General features: G+C 52.2%; 20 protein-coding genes. 10 read left to right on the top strand and 10 right to left on the bottom strand.

Annotation, left to right across the window (positions count from 1 at the left end; genetic code table 11):
* Positions 1 to 30: 30 nt before the first annotated feature.
* From E6Q52_RS10100 to E6Q52_RS10085, 4 genes are all read right to left on the bottom strand, one after another.
* Positions 31 to 669: a deoxynucleoside kinase gene (locus tag E6Q52_RS10100; protein ID WP_292821628.1), complete on the bottom strand. Its 639-nt coding sequence runs from the start codon at positions 667 to 669 to the stop codon at positions 31 to 33.
* A 72-nt stretch (positions 670 to 741) separates the two neighbouring features.
* Positions 742 to 1,224: a 2-amino-4-hydroxy-6-hydroxymethyldihydropteridine diphosphokinase gene (gene folK, locus E6Q52_RS10095; protein ID WP_292821626.1), complete on the bottom strand. Its 483-nt coding sequence runs from the start codon at positions 1,222 to 1,224 to the stop codon at positions 742 to 744.
* Positions 1,224 to 2,570 carry a polynucleotide adenylyltransferase PcnB gene (gene pcnB, locus E6Q52_RS10090; RefSeq protein WP_287034154.1) on the bottom strand — a complete coding sequence of 449 codons (1,347 nt, stop codon included), beginning with the start codon at positions 2,568 to 2,570 and terminating at the stop codon, positions 1,224 to 1,226. The genes folK and pcnB overlap by 1 nt, the downstream gene beginning before the upstream one ends.
* 33 nt (positions 2,571 to 2,603) lie before the next feature.
* Entirely contained in the window at positions 2,604 to 3,155 is a 552-nt protein-coding gene (locus E6Q52_RS10085; RefSeq protein WP_026295613.1) for a cob(I)yrinic acid a,c-diamide adenosyltransferase, read from the bottom strand.
* A 62-nt stretch (positions 3,156 to 3,217) separates the two neighbouring features.
* Here E6Q52_RS10085 and murI point away from each other — a divergent pair, with 62 nt between their 5' ends.
* Complete coding sequence (murI, locus tag E6Q52_RS10080) at positions 3,218 to 4,000, top strand: glutamate racemase (RefSeq protein ID WP_287034153.1); 783 nt, start codon at positions 3,218 to 3,220, stop codon at positions 3,998 to 4,000.
* An 803-nt stretch (positions 4,001 to 4,803) separates the two neighbouring features.
* Here murI and E6Q52_RS10075 read toward each other — a convergent pair.
* Complete coding sequence (locus tag E6Q52_RS10075) at positions 4,804 to 5,424, bottom strand: glutathione S-transferase (protein ID WP_292821619.1); 621 nt, start codon at positions 5,422 to 5,424, stop codon at positions 4,804 to 4,806.
* Positions 5,424 to 6,440 (bottom strand): quinone-dependent dihydroorotate dehydrogenase, encoded by a 1,017-nt coding sequence (locus tag E6Q52_RS10070; RefSeq protein ID WP_292821617.1) that lies wholly within the window; start codon positions 6,438 to 6,440, stop codon positions 5,424 to 5,426. Before E6Q52_RS10070 ends, E6Q52_RS10075 begins: the two co-directional genes overlap by 1 nt.
* A 167-nt stretch (positions 6,441 to 6,607) precedes the next feature.
* Between E6Q52_RS10070 and E6Q52_RS10065 the strand changes: the two genes are divergently transcribed.
* On the top strand, positions 6,608 to 6,733 hold the full coding sequence (locus tag E6Q52_RS10065) for a DUF3149 domain-containing protein (RefSeq protein ID WP_194741635.1): 126 nt from the start codon (positions 6,608 to 6,610) through the stop codon (positions 6,731 to 6,733).
* A gap of 54 nt (positions 6,734 to 6,787) precedes the next feature.
* Here E6Q52_RS10065 and E6Q52_RS10060 read toward each other — a convergent pair whose 3' ends face one another.
* Positions 6,788 to 10,657, bottom strand: coding sequence for a DUF3683 domain-containing protein (locus E6Q52_RS10060; protein ID WP_292821613.1), 3,870 nt, complete (start codon positions 10,655 to 10,657; stop codon positions 6,788 to 6,790).
* 95 nt (positions 10,658 to 10,752) lie between these two features.
* On the opposite strand from E6Q52_RS10060, the gene E6Q52_RS10055 reads away from it, so the two are divergent.
* The 3 genes from E6Q52_RS10055 to E6Q52_RS10045 are packed head-to-tail and all read left to right on the top strand — an operon-like array spanning position 10,753 to position 12,421.
* The gene (locus E6Q52_RS10055; protein WP_292821611.1) at positions 10,753 to 11,259 is read left to right on the top strand and encodes a TlpA disulfide reductase family protein; all 507 of its coding nucleotides are present in this window, start codon (positions 10,753 to 10,755) and stop codon (positions 11,257 to 11,259) included.
* Positions 11,260 to 11,670 carry a CopD family protein gene (locus E6Q52_RS10050; protein WP_292821609.1) on the top strand — a complete coding sequence of 137 codons (411 nt, stop codon included), beginning with the start codon at positions 11,260 to 11,262 and terminating at the stop codon, positions 11,668 to 11,670.
* Between the two features lie 4 nt (positions 11,671 to 11,674).
* On the top strand, positions 11,675 to 12,421 hold the full coding sequence (locus E6Q52_RS10045; protein ID WP_292821606.1) for a hypothetical protein: 747 nt from the start codon (positions 11,675 to 11,677) through the stop codon (positions 12,419 to 12,421).
* Positions 12,422 to 12,466: 45 nt separating this feature from the next.
* Here the strand turns inward: E6Q52_RS10045 and E6Q52_RS10040 are convergent, their stop codons facing one another.
* Complete coding sequence (locus E6Q52_RS10040) at positions 12,467 to 12,964, bottom strand: SRPBCC family protein (protein WP_292821604.1); 498 nt, start codon at positions 12,962 to 12,964, stop codon at positions 12,467 to 12,469.
* Between the two features lie 150 nt (positions 12,965 to 13,114).
* Here E6Q52_RS10040 and E6Q52_RS10035 point away from each other — a divergent pair, with 150 nt between their 5' ends.
* From E6Q52_RS10035 to E6Q52_RS10015, 5 genes are all read left to right on the top strand, one after another.
* On the top strand, positions 13,115 to 13,681 hold the full coding sequence (locus tag E6Q52_RS10035) for a TetR/AcrR family transcriptional regulator (protein ID WP_292821602.1): 567 nt from the start codon (positions 13,115 to 13,117) through the stop codon (positions 13,679 to 13,681).
* Positions 13,682 to 13,764: 83 nt separating this feature from the next.
* A complete protein-coding gene (locus E6Q52_RS10030) occupies positions 13,765 to 14,733 on the top strand; it encodes a carbohydrate kinase family protein (protein ID WP_292821600.1) in 969 nt (322 codons plus the stop codon).
* Positions 14,734 to 14,763: 30 nt separating this feature from the next.
* Complete coding sequence (locus tag E6Q52_RS10025) at positions 14,764 to 15,222, top strand: glycine zipper 2TM domain-containing protein (RefSeq protein WP_292821598.1); 459 nt, start codon at positions 14,764 to 14,766, stop codon at positions 15,220 to 15,222.
* Between the two features lie 176 nt (positions 15,223 to 15,398).
* Positions 15,399 to 16,187, top strand: coding sequence for a GNAT family N-acyltransferase (locus tag E6Q52_RS10020; RefSeq protein WP_292821596.1), 789 nt, complete (start codon positions 15,399 to 15,401; stop codon positions 16,185 to 16,187).
* 1 nt (position 16,188) lies between these two features.
* Positions 16,189 to 16,938, top strand: coding sequence for a 1-acyl-sn-glycerol-3-phosphate acyltransferase (locus tag E6Q52_RS10015; RefSeq protein ID WP_292821594.1), 750 nt, complete (start codon positions 16,189 to 16,191; stop codon positions 16,936 to 16,938).
* Positions 16,939 to 17,008: 70 nt separating this feature from the next.
* Here the strand turns inward: E6Q52_RS10015 and chrA are convergent, their stop codons facing one another.
* Complete coding sequence (gene chrA / locus E6Q52_RS10010; protein ID WP_292821592.1) at positions 17,009 to 18,370, bottom strand: chromate efflux transporter; 1,362 nt, start codon at positions 18,368 to 18,370, stop codon at positions 17,009 to 17,011.
* The gene (locus tag E6Q52_RS10005; RefSeq protein ID WP_292821590.1) at positions 18,354 to 19,121 is read right to left on the bottom strand and encodes a TSUP family transporter; all 768 of its coding nucleotides are present in this window, start codon (positions 19,119 to 19,121) and stop codon (positions 18,354 to 18,356) included. Before E6Q52_RS10005 ends, chrA begins: the two co-directional genes overlap by 17 nt.
* Positions 19,122 to 19,127 lie beyond the last annotated feature (6 nt).

Below are 19,127 nucleotides of genomic sequence, written 5' to 3'. Positions count from 1 at the left end.
GGCACACACTTGTGACCGATCACATTTCAATTAAAAGTTAGGGTTAAAGTACTCGCGGCTGCTCTTGATCTGACCAATGCGTTCAATCAGCAAATCAAAAGCTTCAGGGTCTTTAATGATATTGAGCTTTTCGTTATTGACGATGAGCAAAGGTGAGGCATCATAGGCGTGAAAAAATTCGCTGTAAGCCTCTGCCAGGCGCGCAATATATTCGCGCGGCATATCCTGCTCGTAGCTGATATTGCGCTCTTCTATGCGGTCCATCAGTGCATCGACCGGCGTCTGCAAATACACCACCAAATCCGGTTTAGGTGCCTTGAGCTGCAAGTGCTGGTAAATCTGGTGGTAAAGCGAATACTCTTCGTCATCCAGGTTTAACCGCGCAAACAGCGGGTCTTTCTCGAGGAAGAAATCTGAAACCGTCGGCTGGCCGAACATATCACGCTGGGCCATATCTTCAATCTGGCGCGAACGCTGGAACAGGAAGAATAACTGGGTAGGCAAGGCGTAGCGCTGGGCATCCTGGTAAAAGCGGGTGAGGAATGGATTGGCTTCGGCTTTTTCAGACAGCAGCTCGACTGAAAACTTATCGGCCAGCATGCGTGCCAAGGTGGTTTTGCCACTGCCTATGGGGCCTTCAATCACGACATAAGGGAAACGGTTAAACATTGTTCTTGCTCGTTCAGCTTATTAAATCAGTGCCAGTATGCGCACGTCCCAGTTTTATTCATGCTAACTTTTTCACATCCCAATTTTTCTAATATCAGGGTGCTGAGATTCTGCTACCCATTCTACAACAGTCTTTCCCTGTGGCAGCATAAAGTCGGGCACAATTTCAGCTAGGGGTAAAATGACAAAACCGCGTTCGTGCATGCGCGGATGTGGCAGCTTCAAAAGCTCGGTGTCCAGTTGCATACCGTCATAGTCCAGCAGATCGAGATCCAGGATACGCGGTGCATTGGGGAATGGGCGCTCGCGGCCAAAGGTCTGTTCAATATTGAGTAAAAGCTGCATCAATTGCGGCGCCGGGATATCGGTCGCCATCTGCACCACGGCATTGATAAAGTCAGGCTGGTTATCATAACCCACTGGTGCCGTCGCATACAGGCTGGAGGCTCTGATTAACCTCAGGCCAGGCGTGTTAGCCAACACTTCAATCGCTTTGCTGGCCTGTTTCTCCGGCTGTTGCAAATTACTGCCCAGCGCAATCAGGGCTGTCGCCATTAAGCCGGTTCCTCGCCAGCGGGCTTTTTCTTGCGCGGTTTACGGCGGCGTTTTTTTGGGCCGTTTTCAGGCAATAACATGGCCGTACGCTCCTCAGTGCCGGCGTCGGCAAACCGTGTCCACCAGTCGCCTATCTCCTGCGGCAGCTCACCAGAGGCACAACGCAGCAGCAGGAAATCATATCCGGCCCGGTATTTGGGATTAGTCAGCAAGGCATATGGGCGCTTACCGGAGCGTTGTTCAAAGCGCGGTTGCATGGCCCAGATTTCCTTCATGGTCGAGGTATAGCGGTTATGAATCGCCATTTTTTCGGCCTGCTTATGAATGACTTCATTCATGGCCTCATGCAAGGCCGGGATCATGTGCTCGCCACGCTTTTGGTTTTCCTGCCAGGCCAGCAATACCTCATGCCACAGCAAGGTGGCAAACAAAAAACTGGGGTTGGAAGATTTGCCGGACAGAATGCGCTCATCAGTATTTTTCAGCGCCAGCATGACAAACTTTTCACCCAGGGGCTGCTCCAGCACCACGTCGAGCAGCGGCAGCAGACCGTGGTGCAGATGCTGCGCGCGCAAGGCATTGATGCTCTCAATCGCATGGCCGGACAGGAACAATTTGAGCATTTCATCGAACAGGCGACTGGGTGGCACATCTTCGAGCAGGTCAGCCAGTTTTCGGATTGGCGCTTCGGTAGACTTTTCCAGTTTGAGGCCCAATTTGGCCGACAGGCGCACCGCGCGCAGCATGCGCACCGGGTCTTCCTGGTAACGCGTGACCGGGTCGCCGATAATGCGTAGCATTTTGGCGCGGATATCAGCCACCCCATGATGGAAATCGAGGACTTCCTGCCGCTTAGGATCGTAATACAAGGCATTGGCGGTGAAATCACGGCGCACCGCATCTTCTTCTATGCTGCCAAATACATTGTCGCGGATGATACGGCCACTGTCATTGGTTTCAGCATCCCCTTCACTGAGGTGATGGCCACGGAATGTCGAGACTTCTATCGTCTCGTGCCCCCACAACACATGTACCAGCCTGAATCGGCGTCCAATAATACGTGAGCGGCGAAACACCTTATGCACCTGCTCGGGCGTGGCATTGGTCGCCACATCAAAGTCCTTGGGCGGATGGTTGAGCAGCAAATCGCGCACGGCACCACCGACAATATAGGCCTTAAAACCCGCTTTCTGTAGCTGGTCACAGGTTTTCAGTGCAGCCTGACTGATGTGCTTCTGGTTGATTTTGTGTTTGCCCGCCGGGATGATTTGCGCCGCAGGCAATTGGGTATGGGTGTTCGCGCTGGCACGACGCCGGAAGACTTTTTGCAGTAATTGTTTAATCATTCGTTTTGTATTTCGAGCGTCAGCACGGCTGCGCTACAGTTTATGTTGGTTATTCCACAGGACATCGGGTACGCCTGCATGCCGGTTCAGCGCGCGACACAGGACAAACAATAAATCGGACAAACGGTTCAGGTATTGCAATGCTTCAGCGGTTACCGGCGATTGCGCATGCAAGGCATGTAACACCCGCTCGGCACGACGGCAGACTGTACGCGCCAAATGGCACACAGCCGCCGCCCGGCTACCACCCGGCAGGATAAATTCCTTCAATGGTGGCAACGTTTCATTCCATGCATCCAGCGTCATTTCCAGAAACGTCACGCGTCCAGCTTGTATAAAGTGGTGTCCTGGCATGCACAGCTCCCCGCCCAGGTCGAACAAATCATGCTGGATCGCCAGCAAGCTGTCACGCACCTCATCTTCCAGATCTTCCACCAGCAACATGCCTAGCACCGCATTGAGCTCGTCCACGTCGCCCATGGCTTCCACTCGCAAATCATACTTCGCTACGCGCGAGCCATCGCCGAGCCCTGTTGTGCCGCTATCGCCAGTGCGTGTGTAAATCTTGCTCAGCCGGTTGGCCATGCCTGATACCTGTCTAAAATCCGATATAATCCAACCATTATAAATCATACCGTGCCATTTCGATGTGCTCAGCGATTGCAGTCAATGCCCCGGTCGGGGTGATGGATTCCGGGGTCGGCGGCCTTAGCGTACTCCAGCATTTAACCCACCAACTGCCACACGAACATTTCATCTATTTTGCCGACAGCGCGCATGCGCCTTATGGCAATAAAACCGCGACCGAAATCCAGCAACGCTGCTTCACCATTGCCGACACACTCATCGGCCACGGCGCCAAAGCGTTGGTCGTCGCCTGTAACACCGCCACCGCGGCCGCCATCGCCGCCATGCGTGAGCGTTACACACTGCCCATTATCGGCATGGAACCCGCCGTCAAACCCGCTGCGGCTGCCAGCAACAATGGCATCATAGGCGTACTCGCAACCACTGGCACCCTCAAAAGCGCGCAATTCGCCGCCCTGCTAGAACATTATGGTCAGGGCGTTCAGGTCGTGACACAAGCCTGCGTGGGACTGGTAGAGTGCATAGAACAGGGGCAGCTGGATAGCCCACAGACACTAGCTCTATTGCAACAATACTGCCAACCGTTGATGGCAGCAGGCGCAGATACCATAGTGCTGGGCTGCACACACTACCCGTTTGTTAAAAAGCATATTCAAGAGATTGTGGGGCCCGAAGTCACCTTGATTGATACCGGGGCTGCGGTTGCCAAGCGCTTGCAACAGGTGCTGGAGCAAAAACAGATGCTTAATGTTGCCACTGAGGCTGGGGATTTTGTGTTTTTAAACAGTGGAACAAAAGATACTCAACGAGTAATGCAGCAGTTGTGGATTCATTCTAATTAAGCGACTCAACTCACGTAAAAGACTTCAAAAATAACTCTTTTGAATTACTATTGAGGTCCAAAATTTCCTTTGGCGTACTAATAACTATCTTTTTCGCCTCTCGGCGAGTTACTTTCTGTTGCTTGCCCCACAGAAAGTAACCAAAGAAGAGGGCCCCCAGCCATCACGGCCTTCGGCTCCCTTGCGTTGCTCAACAAAATAAGCCGGTCACGAAACTCATCCTAGCGGGCTGCAAACTACGCAGCCCACCGCGGGATTCGGACAGTCGCTCCCTCTTCTCTTATTTTGTTTCCGCTACTCAGCCTGATGGAATGGGATTATTCTCGCTAAACTCACATTGACGAGATTTGGACGGTTTAAAAACAAGATTCTTTTTTCTTCTTTGTTTAATTTAGGAGCGGTGGCAGTCGCATGGTGTTCGGGGTCCCCATCTGACGCGCCGAGTAGCGCAGGCGAAGTGGGAGCTTTCGACCATCGGATGTTTGAGCTCCGCAACAAGCCACGTTTTGTGTGGCTTGTCAGGGCGAGTTTCGATGGACGCCCACTTTGGCGAGCAACGCAGGATAAAAGCGGAAGCTGGGGTGCATTTCTTTTGGTTACTTATTCTTTGGGCAAGCAAAGAAAAGTAACTCGCCTAAGGGCGAAAAGAAACCTAACAAACAACCACAAACGCATGGGCAAAAATGCCCCCCCACGAATAAGGCTGATGGATAAGCATGAGAATGAAAGTCGCCGTAGAGGCGAAAGAAACATTACAAAAAAGAATAACCTTTTATTGTAATCAACCAAGCCTGAATCTTGGCCTAAGCAATCATCTCGTTGTAAGTAGGAAATTTCTGCATAATCTCTGCAAACAAAGGGCTTTCCAACCATCCCTCTAACCAATCCCGCAATTGCGGATAAGCACTCCCCGCAAACCACTCAGCATCCACCGCTGCAAACTGTCGAATAAACGGAAAAATTGCCACATCGGCCATGCTGGCAGAATCACCCAACAAAAAAGGATGTTGCTGCAAAGCCGTTTCTAACAGTAACAAAAACTGCTCGCCTTGCTGGCGGTAAACCAATTGTGGTTGCTCCGGGTAACGTTCCGGATATTTATAGCGATCGAGCGCTTGTTTAAAATCACCATCATTGATACTAATGAAGTGATTCGCGGCTTCACCATCAGCATGTAACCAACCTTGTGGGTCATGCTGCGCTAATGCCCACTGCATAATCTCCAGGCTTTGCTCCAGCACCTTGCCATCTGGCAGTTGCAAGACGGGCACAGTGCCTTTGGGGGAAATTTGCAATAAATGCGCAGGTTTGTCGCGCAATGACACTTCACGCACTTCAAGCTGGATATTAGCTGCCCACAACGCCATGCGCGCACGCATGGCATACGGACAACGGCGGTAGGAGTAAAGAATAGGCAATGCCATTAGAGCAGTGCTTTGCGGCAATCCTTGATGAGTTGTGGCCCTTTATAAATCAGGCCACTGTACAACTGCACCAGGCTGGCGCCTGCAGCCATTTTTTCTTTGGCATCCTCACCATTTAAAATGCCACCGACACCAATAATCGGCAAACTGCCTTGCAGGGTTGCCGCCAGGGTTTGAATCACGCGTGTAGCGCCTGCCTTGACCGGCGCGCCAGATAAGCCACCCGCCTCTTCTGCATGTTTTAAACCGGCCACCGCCTGACGTGCCAGCGTGGTGTTGGTAGCAATGACGCCATCCATGCTGTGCTGCATGAGCAATTCAGCGATTTCCTGCACTTGTTCGGTCGTCAGGTCCGGCGCGATTTTAAGCACCACGGGAACATATTTGCCATGCACTTGCGACAGGATTTTTTGTTCTGACTTAAGGGTGGCTAGCAATTGGCCCAGCGCGTCTTTTTCCTGCAAGGCGCGCAGGTTTTTGGTGTTGGGCGAAGAAATATTCACCGTGATATAGCTGGCATGGCTATACACTTTGCGCATGCAGGTCAGGTAATCCTCGGCTGCCCTGTCGTTAGGCGTATCAAAATTTTTACCGATATTGATGCCCAAAATGCCCGTAAATTTGGCGGCTTTGACGTTTTGGATCAGTTGATCCACACCCAAGTTGTTAAAACCAAAGCGGTTAATAATCGCCTGCGCTTCAGGCAAACGGAACAAGCGTGGCTTGGGATTGCCGGGTTGTGCGCGTGGCGTGACGGTACCAACTTCAATAAACCCGAAGCCTAGCGCTGCCATACCATCAATCACGGCGGCGTTTTTATCCAGACCAGCGGCTAGGCCGACCGGGTTAGGAAACGTCAGCCCCATCACTTGTGTCGGTTGCTCAGGCATACGGCCTGCGGCTAATGCCAGCAGTCCCAGTTTTTCAGCGCGCTTGAGCGATTGCAAGGTGAGGTCGTGCGCCTGCTCTGCATCCAGTTGAAACAGCAGCGGCTTAAGCAGCGGGTAAATATTCATCCGTTATTTTCCTGAACAATTTTTGAGTGCAGTGTCGACAACCCTTATTTCAGCGGTTGTCGCCTGCATCACTTTTGCGTTACATCAAAAACCATGTTAGCAATAGGGTTCAAAATAATCCTCAGAGACATTGCTTGCCAGATGACTAGCTTAGAGGAGGAAACCCTATGAAAATTTTGATTGATTTGTTATCTACTGACTATGGTTTGATGAGTTTTATCGTGATTGCCATTATCTTTGTGGTCATGACGTGGGCGGGCATTTATGTCTACCTCAAAGCGCGCCAGCAATAAGTCGCGCAGGCATAACCACTAACACAAACCCCGCTTGCGCGGGGTTTATTTGATTTACAGCAGCACTTTTTCAATGCCGCCGTTATTGGCTTTCTGGATGTAATTTTCCATCCAGTTTTCACCCAGTACATGCTTGGCCATTTCCACCACAATGTAGTCGGCTTCAATCCCTGTGTCATCACCGTAGCGTGACAAGCCTTGTAGGCAGCTTGGGCAAGAGGTCAAAATTTTGACTGCCTGCTCAGGGGCACCCACGGTCAGGCCCATTTTTTCCATGCCTTTTTCCAGTTCTTCCTGCTTGCGGAATTTCACTTGGGTCGCAATATCAGGACGTGCCGCCGCGAAGGTGCCAGATTCACCGCAGCAACGGTCATTCAAAGCAACATCAGTGCCCATCAGCTTATTGGTGACTTCCAGTGGCTTATAGGTTTTCATCGGCGAGTGGCATGGGTCATGGTACATATAACGTGTCCCGGTCACACCTTGCAGACGCATGTCTTTTTCCATCAGGTATTCGTGGATATCGAGCAGACGGCAGCCCGGGAAAATCTTCTCGAACTCGTATTTCTGCAACTGATCCATACACGTACCGCAAGACACAATCACCGTTTTAATATCTAGGTAATTGAGTGTATTGGCGACACGGTGGAACAGTACACGGTTATCCGCCGTAATCTCCTGGCCTTTGTCATGGTTGCCAGAAGCCGTTTGCGGATAGCCGCAACACAGATAGCCTGGTGGCAGCACGGTAATCGCGCCGACTTCGTACAGCATGGCTTGCGTGGCCAGACCGACGTTAGAGAACAAGCGCTCAGAACCGCAGCCTGGGAAATAGAACACGGCTTCCGAATCCTCGGTCACTTTTTGCGGATTCCGAATCACCGGGATCATGGTGTCGTCTTCCACGCCCAACATCGCCCGTGAGGTTTTGGACTGCATTTTCTTCGGCATCGGGCGATTAATAAAGTGAATCACCTGCGCCTTGATTTCAGCCTTGCCTACGGTGGCTGGTGGCGCTTTTTTATCCTTAAGCAGACCAAATTTCTTAGCCAGGCTATTGGCAATATTAATCGCTTTATAGCCCATGCCTATCATGGTGCCGCGCAGGAATTTAATGGTCGCCGGGTCTTTGGCGTTGAGGTACAACATGCCTGCCGCGGTGCCAGGGTTGAATTTCTTTTTACCCTGTTCGCGCAAGAAGTTGCGCATCTTCACTGACACATCACCAAAGTCGATATTGACCGGGCATGGTTTCTCGCAACGGTGGCAGACCGTACAATGGTCGGCGACATCGTTGAACTCATCAAAATGCTTGAGTGAAATACCGCGACGCGTCTGCTCTTCATATAAGAAGGCTTCGATCAGCAGTGAGGTACCCAGAATCTTGTTACGTGGTGAGTAGAGTAAGTTAGCGCGTGGCACATGGGTAGAACACACCGGCTTACACTTACCGCAGCGCAGGCAGTCAGAAATATCATCCGCAATCTCGCCGATAGCAGACTGCTCCATGATGATAGACTCTTGTTCCAGCAAGCCAAAGCTAGGCGTATAGGCGTTTTCCAGCCCAGAACCAGCCATCAGCTTGCCCTTGTTAAAGCGACCTTCCGGGTCTACTTTGGCCTTGTATTTAGCAAACGTATCAATGGTTGCCTGGTCCAAAAACTCCATTTTGGTAATGCCAATGCCGTGCTCACCAGAAATCACGCCATTGAGGCCACGTGCCAGGTCCATCACCCGTGCCACGGCAGCGTGGGCATCTTGCATCATGCCGTAGTCGTCAGAGTTGACCGGGATATTGGTGTGCACGTTACCGTCACCGGCGTGCATGTGCAGCGCGATAAACACGCGGCTCTTCAACACGGTTTTCTGGATTTCGTCCAGTTTATCCAAAATTTTCTGGAATTCGCGGCCGGCAAAAATGTCTGCCATTGGGCGCTTGAGCTCACGCTTCCAGGAGACGCGCAAATCGTAAGATTGTACGGCACGGAACACGTTGTCATATTGCGTAAACGCCTTGCCCAACTCGCCCAACACAGTCACAGGCTCATCCAACGTATTCAGCAACAACCGCCATTTGGCGCGCACATCGCGCAACAATTGCAGCGCAATATTCTGCTTGGATTTCACGCCTTCAGGGTCAGCATTACCGTCCTCGTCCGGCTGCAAGGGCAAATCGCCAGAGACAAAGGCCTCTAATTCATCGACCAAACGCAGTTTGTTTTGAATCGACAATTCGATATTGATGCGCTCAATGCCGTCAGAATACTCACCGAGGCGCGGCAATGGAATCACTACGTCTTCGTTGATTTTAAAGGCGTTGGTATGGCGCGCAATCGCTGCGGTACGTGAACGGTCTAACCAGAATTTTTTACGTGCCTCAGCGGAGACCGCAATAAAGCCTTCACCGTTACGGGCGTTACACATACGCACCACGGCAGACGCCACTTCACCTACGGCGTTTTCGTCATCAGAAGCGATATCGCATAACAACACCATTTTTGGGCGTTGCTGACGCGCAGCCTTTGTCGCGTAACCCACGGCTTTCACATAGCGCTCGTCCATGTGCTCCAGACCCGCCATAATCACGGCCGGGTCTTGTTTGGCCGTGGCATCCAGATAGTCTTTAATTTCAACAATCGCAGGCACCGCGTGCGACACATTGCCAAAAAACTCCAGCGCAATCGTACGCACATGCTTGGGCATGCGGTGCAGAATAAAGGTGGCAGAGGTAATCAGACCATCACAACCTTCTTTTTGCACGCCAGGCAAACCAGACAAAAACTTGTCTGTCACGTCTTTGCCTAGGCCGACTTTACGGAAGCTAGGGCCAGGAATTTCGAGAATCTCTGGCTCGGACAGCAGGTTTTTAAAGTCGATGTCGTAGCGGCTGATTTTAAAGCGCGCCAGCTCGATGTCGTGAATTTTGCCCAGGTTATGGTCTAGGCGCTCCACTTCCAGCCAGGTCGCATCTGGCGTCACCATGCGCCATGAGGCGAGGTTGTCCAGCGCGGTGCCCCACAGCACGGCTTTTTTACCACCGGCGTTCATGGCGACGTTGCCGCCGATACAGCAGGCATCCGCAGAGGTGGGGTCGCAGGCGAACTCAAGCCCGGCAGCCGTGGCTGCATCCATTGCGCGACGTGTCACCACCCCGGCGCCACACTCAATGGTGGCGACTTGGCGCGAGACCCCTGGCAAGGTACGCATTTGCACGCCAGTGTGCTGGTCCAATTTTTCGGTATTGATCACGGCAGACAAGGGTGTCAACGGCACGGCACCACCGGTATAACCAGTACCACCGCCACGCGGGATAATGGTCAAGCCTAATTCGATACACGCGCGCACCAGATAAGAGATCTCAGCCTCAGTATCCGGATTGATCACCACAAACGGATACTCCACGCGCCAGTCGGTAGCGTCGGTCACGTGTGACACGCGCGCCAGACCATCAAACTGTACGTTATCCTTACGCGTAAACTTGGTCAGTTTGGCCAGGGCTCTTTTACGCAAATCTGCGGTTTGTTTAAAGTCGTCGGCAAACTTCTCAACGGCTTTCGTGGCCGCAGCCACCAATTTTTGCACTTTATCGTTACCGCTGCTGCGCTCGTTAATAGCAGAAATCCGGTGGTACAAGGCCTCAATCAGCGCTTTGCGGCGCTTGGGATTTTCCAGCAAGTCATCCTGCAGATAAGGGTTGCGCGACACCACCCATAAATCCCCTAACACCTCAAACAGCATGCGTGCGCTGCGGCCGGTTTTGCGCTCTGCGCGCAAGACGTTCAGGATGTCCCAGACCTCTTCGCCCAGAAACCGAATCACAATTTCGCGGTCAGAGAACGAGGTATAGTTATACGGGATTTCGCGTAAACGCGTGAGAGGAGTAGAATTGTGCTTTAACAAATCTGCGTTGACAGGTGCGTTCATTGATAATTTATCAAAAACAAAAGCCAATTATACCACGCCGAATTCGGCACAAACACGGTACTGCCGCTAGGGTTTTTGACTAATCAGGTTTTCAGATGTCTACATTCAAATCTAAGCTTAAAAAATGGCTGGTGCCGCTGGTCGCGCTGGCACTGTTTGCGGGGTTGACGCTGGCGGTGATGCAAAAACCACAAGCGCCAGAGGTCACTTTTACCACCTTGAGTGGCGAGAAAATCAGCATGGAATCCCTGCGCGGTAAAACCGTGCTGGTAAATTTTTGGGCCACCGACTGCCCTGGCTGCATCAAAGAAATGCCAGACCTGATCAACACCTATCAGCAATATAAAGACAAAAACCTGGTGGTGATCGCGGTCGCCATGCCGTATGACCCGCCTGCGCAAGTCGCCAATTACACCAAAGAAAAAGCCCTGCCTTTCAGCGTCATGCATGACGGCTACGGTGAAATGGTGAAGGCCTTTGGTGATGTCAATCTCACTCCGACTACCTTTATTTATGACGCCCAGGGCAATCGCCTGCAAAAAACCATCGGCGAACTCAACTTTACTGAGTTGCGCAAATTACTAGACAAAGGCACCAGCTAAATGTTGTGGATCAAGGCGTTTCATCTTATTTTTGTCACCAGCTGGTTTGCTGGCTTGTTTTACCTGCCGCGCATTTACGTCAACCTGGCCATGGAGCAAGACCCACAAGCCCAGGCCCGCTTGCTATTGATGGCACATAAGCTCTATCGTTTTATGCAGCCACTGATGTTACTGGCGCTGGCTTTCGGCATCTGGCTCTGGCTGGGTTATGGTTTCAAGGGCGGCTGGCTGCATGCCAAATTGACGCTGGTGATTGTGCTGATCGGCTATCACCATTACTGCGGCAGACTACTAAAACAGTTCCGCGCCCAACAAAACCATCATAGTCACGTCTGGTTTCGCTGGTTTAACGAGGTGCCTGTGCTACTGTTGTTTGCGGTCGTCATTTTAGTGGTGACCAAACCGTTTTAACTGCATGCTCCACGCATTACTGCAATCCGATTGGCTGATACGCATGCTGGACAAATCCGGCAGGCCAGCTTCCCACAGGCTTTTAGCGCTGTTTAATATTCTGGATGACCTGCTTTCAAGCCCGATCGCCCAGCAAACACCAACACCTGCAGCAGATAGCTACCCGGCAGACCGTTTGCAAAACTATCTGACCAGCCAGGCACACCAGGCGGGCGCCAGGCTACCTGATATGCTGGCGAATCAATTGTATTTTATGGCGCTCAGCGCTTGTCAGGAAAAACTGCTACACCCACAATCAACCGCCTTGCAACAAGCCAAGCAGGCAGCGCAGGCACTCATCGACGTGCAAACCAAACGTGAGATCGACTGGCTGGCCATCCGCAATTATGGCGTAGTCATGCTGACCTTATTTCTTGGCATCACAGGCGGTTATTATTGGCACATGCAGGTTACGCCAGACCCGTTAATACAGGCAAAAGCGCCAGACGATCCACCACCCACACACCCGCTATCACAAGAAGCCAGCCCGTCGGAAACGGCCGCCATTTACAGCCGCCTCGAGACCATGAAGCACGGCGATTGTCGCCTGCTCGAAGCCATCCAACTGCCCGAGCGATTAAAAAGCGTTTATATTGAAAACATCATCAATGGTCATGTCACCACCAATCGCGACGAACAAGTCTTGGTCAATCAGTTGCTAGACCAGGTGAAATGTAATTACACGCCCAAATTGATGGTCAACTCCAAATAAAAAAGCCGTCGCATACGCGACGGCCTTTGGCGAACACCTAACCGATTACTGGAACAAGGTTTTCAGCTGATTTAAACCACCATCGTACACACCTTTGATCGTATCAGAAGCTGCTTTTTCATCTGCTGGCGCTTTGGGCAAAAAGTGGCTTTCCCACACCACCACAGACTTGCCATCACCATTGCTGTGCACGCTAACAGTTGAGGCGTACTCATTGACTGGCAACACGCCACCGGTAATTTTGTAAGAATAGCTTTTAGATTTAGCGTTGTAAGCGGTCAATGTTTCATTCACTTTACCGCCATCTTGTAGCGTTAAAACGCGCTGGGCACCGGCATTGTTGTTTTTACCAGACACAATCTCCGTTTTAGCCACCGCTGGATGCCAGGCACCCAGATCGCCAAAATCAGCCACTTTTTTCCAAACCACATCCACTGGCTGGTTGAGTTCAACTGACTTGACCACAAATAACGGCTCTGCCGCAAACGCGCTGCCTGCTGCAGCCAATAATGTCGCTAATACCAATGATTGTAGTTGACGCATGATGTTCTCCTTGTGTAATTGATTGACCATAAAAGTATACTATACGGTATAGTATATTTAACACGATAACTAAAATTAAATCAAGAGGATTTATTCCTTACCGCAAATCTGACAACTATACAAATCAGTATAGAGTGCTATAATTAAATCATGAATACTTTAAAACAAAAGATTCTTCAGGTATCCACTGACCTGTTTCAGACGCGCGGTATTAATTCGACCGGCGTCGATACCATTGTGGCCGTGGCTGGCACCACCAAAATGACGCTCTATAAGTATTTTGAGACCAAGGAAGAATTGATTCTGGCCGTGCTACAGCAAAGCCACCAGGACTTTCAAAACTGGATGAACGATAAGCTGGGCGGCCTAGGTGGCAGCCCAAATGAAAGAATCCAAAAGCTGTTTGAATTTATTGAAGAATGGGTGACCTCGCCTTCGTTCACGGGTATCGCCTTTATCAAGGCCTCTGCAGAGTTTCCCAACGAAGAGAACCGTATTCACCAATTGTCTTCGCAGCAATCGCGTGAATTTCGCCAGTTTATTACCAAGCTGGCGCAAGACGCTAACATTAAAGATGCCGAAGGGCTGGCGCTGCAACTCTCCATCCTATTTGAGGGCGCGGTGCAGGCCGAACAAATCAAGCGCGGCTCGGGCGCAATTAAATCAGCCAAAAAAGCGGCCAAAACTTTAATCGACATAGCGATTAAACAATCCTAACAGGATTCCAGCATACACCACTTGCCAGCAGCCTGGCTGGCGGCAATAATAGCCTCACTCTCATTAAAGACTCTCGCTGATTCATGAAAATTCTTATTTGTGGCTCCCTGGCCTACGACACCATCATGGTGTTTCCTGACCAATTTAAAAACCATATTCTGGCAGACAAAATTCACAAGCTCAGCGTGGCCTTTTTAGTGCCTGAAATGCGCCGTGAATTTGGCGGCACTGCAGGCAACATCGGCTACAACCTGCAATTGCTGGAAGGCCAGCCGTTGATTATGGCCACGGTCGGTGATGATTTTTCGCCTTACCAGGCCTGGCTGGAGCAGAACAATATTGATCCGCAGCATATCAAAACCGTGGCGGGCACCTACACCGCGCAAGCATTTATCACCACTGATATGGATGACAATCAGATCACCGCTTTTCACCCGGGCGCCATGCAACATGCACATGCAAACAGCGTGAATGATGCACGGGATATCAAACTGGCGATCATTGCGCCGGATGGCCGCGATGCCATGTTCCAGCATGCCCAAGAATGCCACGATGCGGGTATTCCCTTTATGTTTGACCCTGGGCAGGGCTTGCCAATGTTTAATGGCGAAGAGCTGCTGCACTTTATTGACATGGCCGACTACCTGGCAGTGAACGATTACGAGTCACAAGTCATCCAAGACAAGACAGGTTTATCATTGGAGCAATTGGCGGCTAAAGTCAAAGCACTGATCGTGACGCTGGGCGGTGAAGGCTCGCATATTTATGCCGATGGTCAACGCCACGATATTCCGTGCGTTAAAGCAGAGGCGTTGGTAGACCCCACCGGCTGTGGCGATGCTTACCGTGCGGGCTTGCTGTACGGCATCGTACGTGGGTGGGACTGGAAGGCCTGTGGCCGCCTGGCTTCAACCATGGGCGCCATCAAGATCGGCAGTCGCGGTGGCCAGAACCATCAGCCAAGTCGTGCGGAGATTGAGAACATTTACAGCCATGCACTGGTACAGGATGCGTTGAAAGATGACCCGTCGCTGCGTCAGACGGCCAGCTAACTGAGGTGCGTTAAATACGAGGAGAAAAAAATGACAACACGTGTATTCAAATGGATTGTAGTTGCAGTGATCGCCGGGGTATTGGGTGCATGCGCCAGTTCAAACTCTGGCAATGTGTATTCACGAGACGAAGCGCGTAAAGCGCAAACGGTTAAAACCGGCGTGGTAGAGAGCGTACGCTCAGTCAAACTGGAGGGCACTAAATCCCCTGTAGGTACGATTGCCGGTGGCGCCATTGGCGGGATTGCCGGTAGCTCGGTCGGTGGCGGCAGAGGCAGCGCAATTGCCGCGGTGATTGGCGCTGTGGCGGGTGGCCTGGCAGGTTCTGCTGCAGAGGAAGTAGCCACACGCAAAAACGCCTATGAAATCACGGTGAAACTGGATGGCGGTGGTTTGGTCGCCATCGTGCAAGAAGCTGACGAGCAATTTAATGCGGGCGACCGTGTACGCATTGTTGAAAACGGCGGCACCTCACGCGTTTCTCACTAAGCACATCAGTAGCATCATTTAAAAGAGCGGCCGTGGGTCGCTCTTTTTGTTTGTGCATAGGATGCAGTCCGCCGTATATCAGGCCCCGCGCCGTCACACAACTGTCACAGCAACGTCACCAATCATTCATGTGGCCCTCCTAATATCACGCTAAACCTCAACCAAGGAGTTGCGTGATGTTAGAACGCCATCTGCAAGAGCACGGCACATACCAAGCTGAAATCCAACCCTCAGCGCAGACTAACCGCAAGCCAGCTGCTGCGCTCAGCGTGGCACTGGCCACCAGCGCAGAAGAAGTCATGGAAGCGCAACGACTGCGCTACCAGGTATTTGCCGAGGAAATGGGCGCACAAATCAAAGGTCAGCAAGGACTAGATGTCGATGGTTTTGATGCGTTTTGTGACCACCTGCTGGTGCGCGACGATGCTACCCAGCAAGTGGTTGGCACTTATCGTATCCTCAACCCGATGCAGGCCATGCTGGCTGGGGGCTATTACTCTGCCGGGGAGTTTGACTTAAGCCGCTTGGCGCCATTAAGCGACCGCACTGTAGAAGTCGGTCGCGCCTGCGTACACGCTGACTACCGTAGTGGTGGCACCATTACCCTGCTATGGGCTGGCCTGGCCAAGTACATGATGGCGCGCCAGTATGAATATATGATCGGTTGCGCCAGCATCTCCATGCATGACGGCGGCCACATGGCCGCTTCACTGTTTAACAGCCTGCGTGAAGACTATTTGTCCCCTGCTGAATACCGCGTGTTTCCACACAACCCATTACCAATAGACGCACTGGACCAGTCACTGACAGTCACTTGCCCGCCACTGGTCAAAGGCTATTTGCGACTGGGCGCCTACATTTGTGGCGAACCTGCCTGGGACCCGGCTTTTAATACGGCAGATATGCTGGTATTGTTACCCCTGTCTCGAATGAACCCCAGATATGCAGCGCATTTCTTGAAATAACTTGTCACAAACCTCAATCATCGTTCGCGGGTGGCGCATCACCCGCATCACACTGCATGTCGTCACAGGCATCACATTAGCCGCTCTGGTGCTACCGGTCTGCAATCGCTGGATGCGGCTGGGGCTTATTCAATGGTGGTGCAAACGCTTGCTGCATTGCTTTAACCTGCGGGTGACGACCAGCGGAGAGCTACCCGATATCCGTACCCATGGCGTATTGTTTGTGGCCAACCATATTTCCTGGTCAGACATTCATGCTATCAACAGCCTGATCCCCGTGCGCTTTGTGGCCAAAATGGAGATCAAAGACTGGCCTATCTTTGGTTATCTGGTGAGAAAGTCGGGCACTATTTTTATTAACCGCACGCGCAACCGCGATGCCGCGCGCGTGGTGAATATTTGCAGCCATGCGCTCAAGTTAAATGACAATCTGTGTGTGTTTCCGGAAGGCACCACCACCGAGGGCCTGAGTGTGTTGCCGTTTAAAAGCAGCCTACTGCAGGCGGCCATTGAAGCCAACAGCCAGATTATCCCGGTGGCGATTCATTACCCGTTGCCAGATGGCCAGCCCAACCTGGAGGCGGCGTATGCAGGTGACACCTCCATCATTGCTTCAATGAGCACCTACCTGAAGATGCTGCAGCCCACGGTGCACTTGCACTTTGGCACGCCGATGACCACCAGCGGCCAAACACGGCAACAACTGGCACAACAGGCGCATGCCCAGATTCATGCAGCATTATTTGCTTAGTTAACGGCATGGCACTGACTGCACGGCGCCAGCTGCACCTAGATTCACCGCCGTTCACGCTCGCCGCCAGCTAGCGCAGCCATTGCACCAACATCCCTAGCAGCGCATACGCCGCGATCACGGCAATCACATTGATTTTAAAGCGTGCCAACGCCAACCACGCCATGACCGCCAAGCCTATCGCCAGCCAGTCCACGCCTGCAAACCATGGGCTTTGCAAAAACACATGGTAGGCAAAAAACAAGGCCAGGTTGAGGATGACACCGACCACGGCGGCAGTAATCGCACTCAGCGGCGCGGTCAGGCGCACATTGTCACGCGTATTTTCAATCCATGGCGCGCCGCCAAAAATAAACACAAAGCTGGGTAAAAAAGTAAAAAAAGTGACCACTGTCGCCGCTAAAAACCCCGCAAACAATGGCCCATGTGCAGCCAATGCCTGATTCAGCCAGCCTCCAACAAACCCGACAAAGGTCACCACCATAATCAGCGGGCCGGGGGTGGTTTCACCCAGCGCCAGGCCGTCCATCATCTGCGTCGCGCTTAGCCAGTGGTAATGATCCACCGCGCCCTGATACACATAAGGCAACACCGCATAAGCGCCACCAAAAGTCAGCAAAGCCGCTTTACTGAAAAACCAGCCCATGTGCGTCAGGGCGCCTTGCCAGCCAAACTGCCAATACAACCCCACCATGACCAGCAACCAGAGCGCCACCCCGGTCAAGGTCACCCGGACCATGCCCTGCCAGCTAAACTTGGCATGTGCAGGTGTTGGCGTGTCATCGTCAATCATGGCGCGTCCAAAATGCTGGTTGGCCGCACCATGTCCGCCGACAGTAAAATAGGTTGGCATCAGGCGTGCGCCGAGAAACCCCAGGCCGGCGGCTGTGAGTACAATCAAGGGAAAAGGGAGTTTGAATAAAAAGATCGCCACGAATGCTAGGGCAGAAATCGCCCACATAACGCGGTTTTTAAGTGCGCGCGTGCCGATGCGATAGGCGGCAAACAGCACGATGGCCACCACCGCCGGTTTAATGCCGTATAACGCACCTGCCACGGTAGGCATATGCCCATAAGCCATATAGCCCCAGGCCAATAGCACCAGCATAAAAAATGAAGGCAACACAAACAGCACACCGGCAATGATGCCACCCCAAGTGCGATGCATCAGCCAGCCGATGTAAGTGGCTAACTGCTGCGCCTCTGGTCCGGGTAACACCATGCAATAGTTGAGTGCATGTAAAAAACGTTTTTCTGAGATCCAGCGTTTTTGCTCAACCAGGTCGTGATGCATGATGGCAATCTGCCCGGCCGGGCCGCCAAAGCTAATCAATCCGAGTTTAAGCCAATACCAAAAGGCTTGCTTGAGCGACACCGGCGCTGGCGGGGTTTCCAAGGGCGGTGTCGGATCAGCATCATGAAGTGCCCGCATAAGCATCCATTCCTGTTTTTAAAATCAGCAACAAAACCACTAACATAAATACCCGGCGAACCAGTCCAGCCCCATGTTTGAGTGCTAGCGCCGTCCCCAACAGGCTGCCGACCACATTGGCAGCAGCCATCAACAATCCCACCTGCCACCAGACATGGCCAGTGGCCGCCAACATCAGTAGCGCCGCCACGTTGGTGGACGCATTGAGTACTTTTGCCGAGGCAGAGGCATGCAGAAAGTCTTGCCCGAGCCAACGCACCAGCAAAAAAATAAAAAAACTACCGGTGCCTGGACCAAAAAAACCATCATACCAACCAATACCTGCGCCAATTGCCAGCGCCAACCACAAGCGCGACTTTGTACTATGCGGCATTGGCGTCTGCTGCAAACCCAATTGCGGCGTTTTCAAGGTATACACCAGCACCAGCAGCAATACCCAGGGGAGCCCTCTGCGCAAGTATTGTGGATCCATCCAGGTCAGCGTCCAGGCGCCCAGGCCAGACCCGGCAAAGGCCACCATCGCAGCCGGGGCCAGCCAGCCCCAATCCAGCCGCACGCGATGGCTGTAGCGCCAGGCCGCCACCGTGGTGCCGAACACACTGGAACATTTATTGGTGCCCAGCAGCAAAGCAGGCGGCAGTGACGAATAGGTTGAGAGCAGTGCGGGCACCGTTACCAGGCCACCGCCACCAACCATCGCATCCATCACGCCAGCCAACAATGCCGCGGCAACAACGATCCATAACTCCATGACAAC

Origin of the sequence: Methylophilus sp. (assembly GCF_008015755.1) — a bacterium.
Classification (GTDB): domain Bacteria; phylum Pseudomonadota; class Gammaproteobacteria; order Burkholderiales; family Methylophilaceae; genus Methylophilus.
Note: the sequence above shows the minus strand (reverse complement) of the source record. Positions and strands in the feature narration are given on the sequence as shown.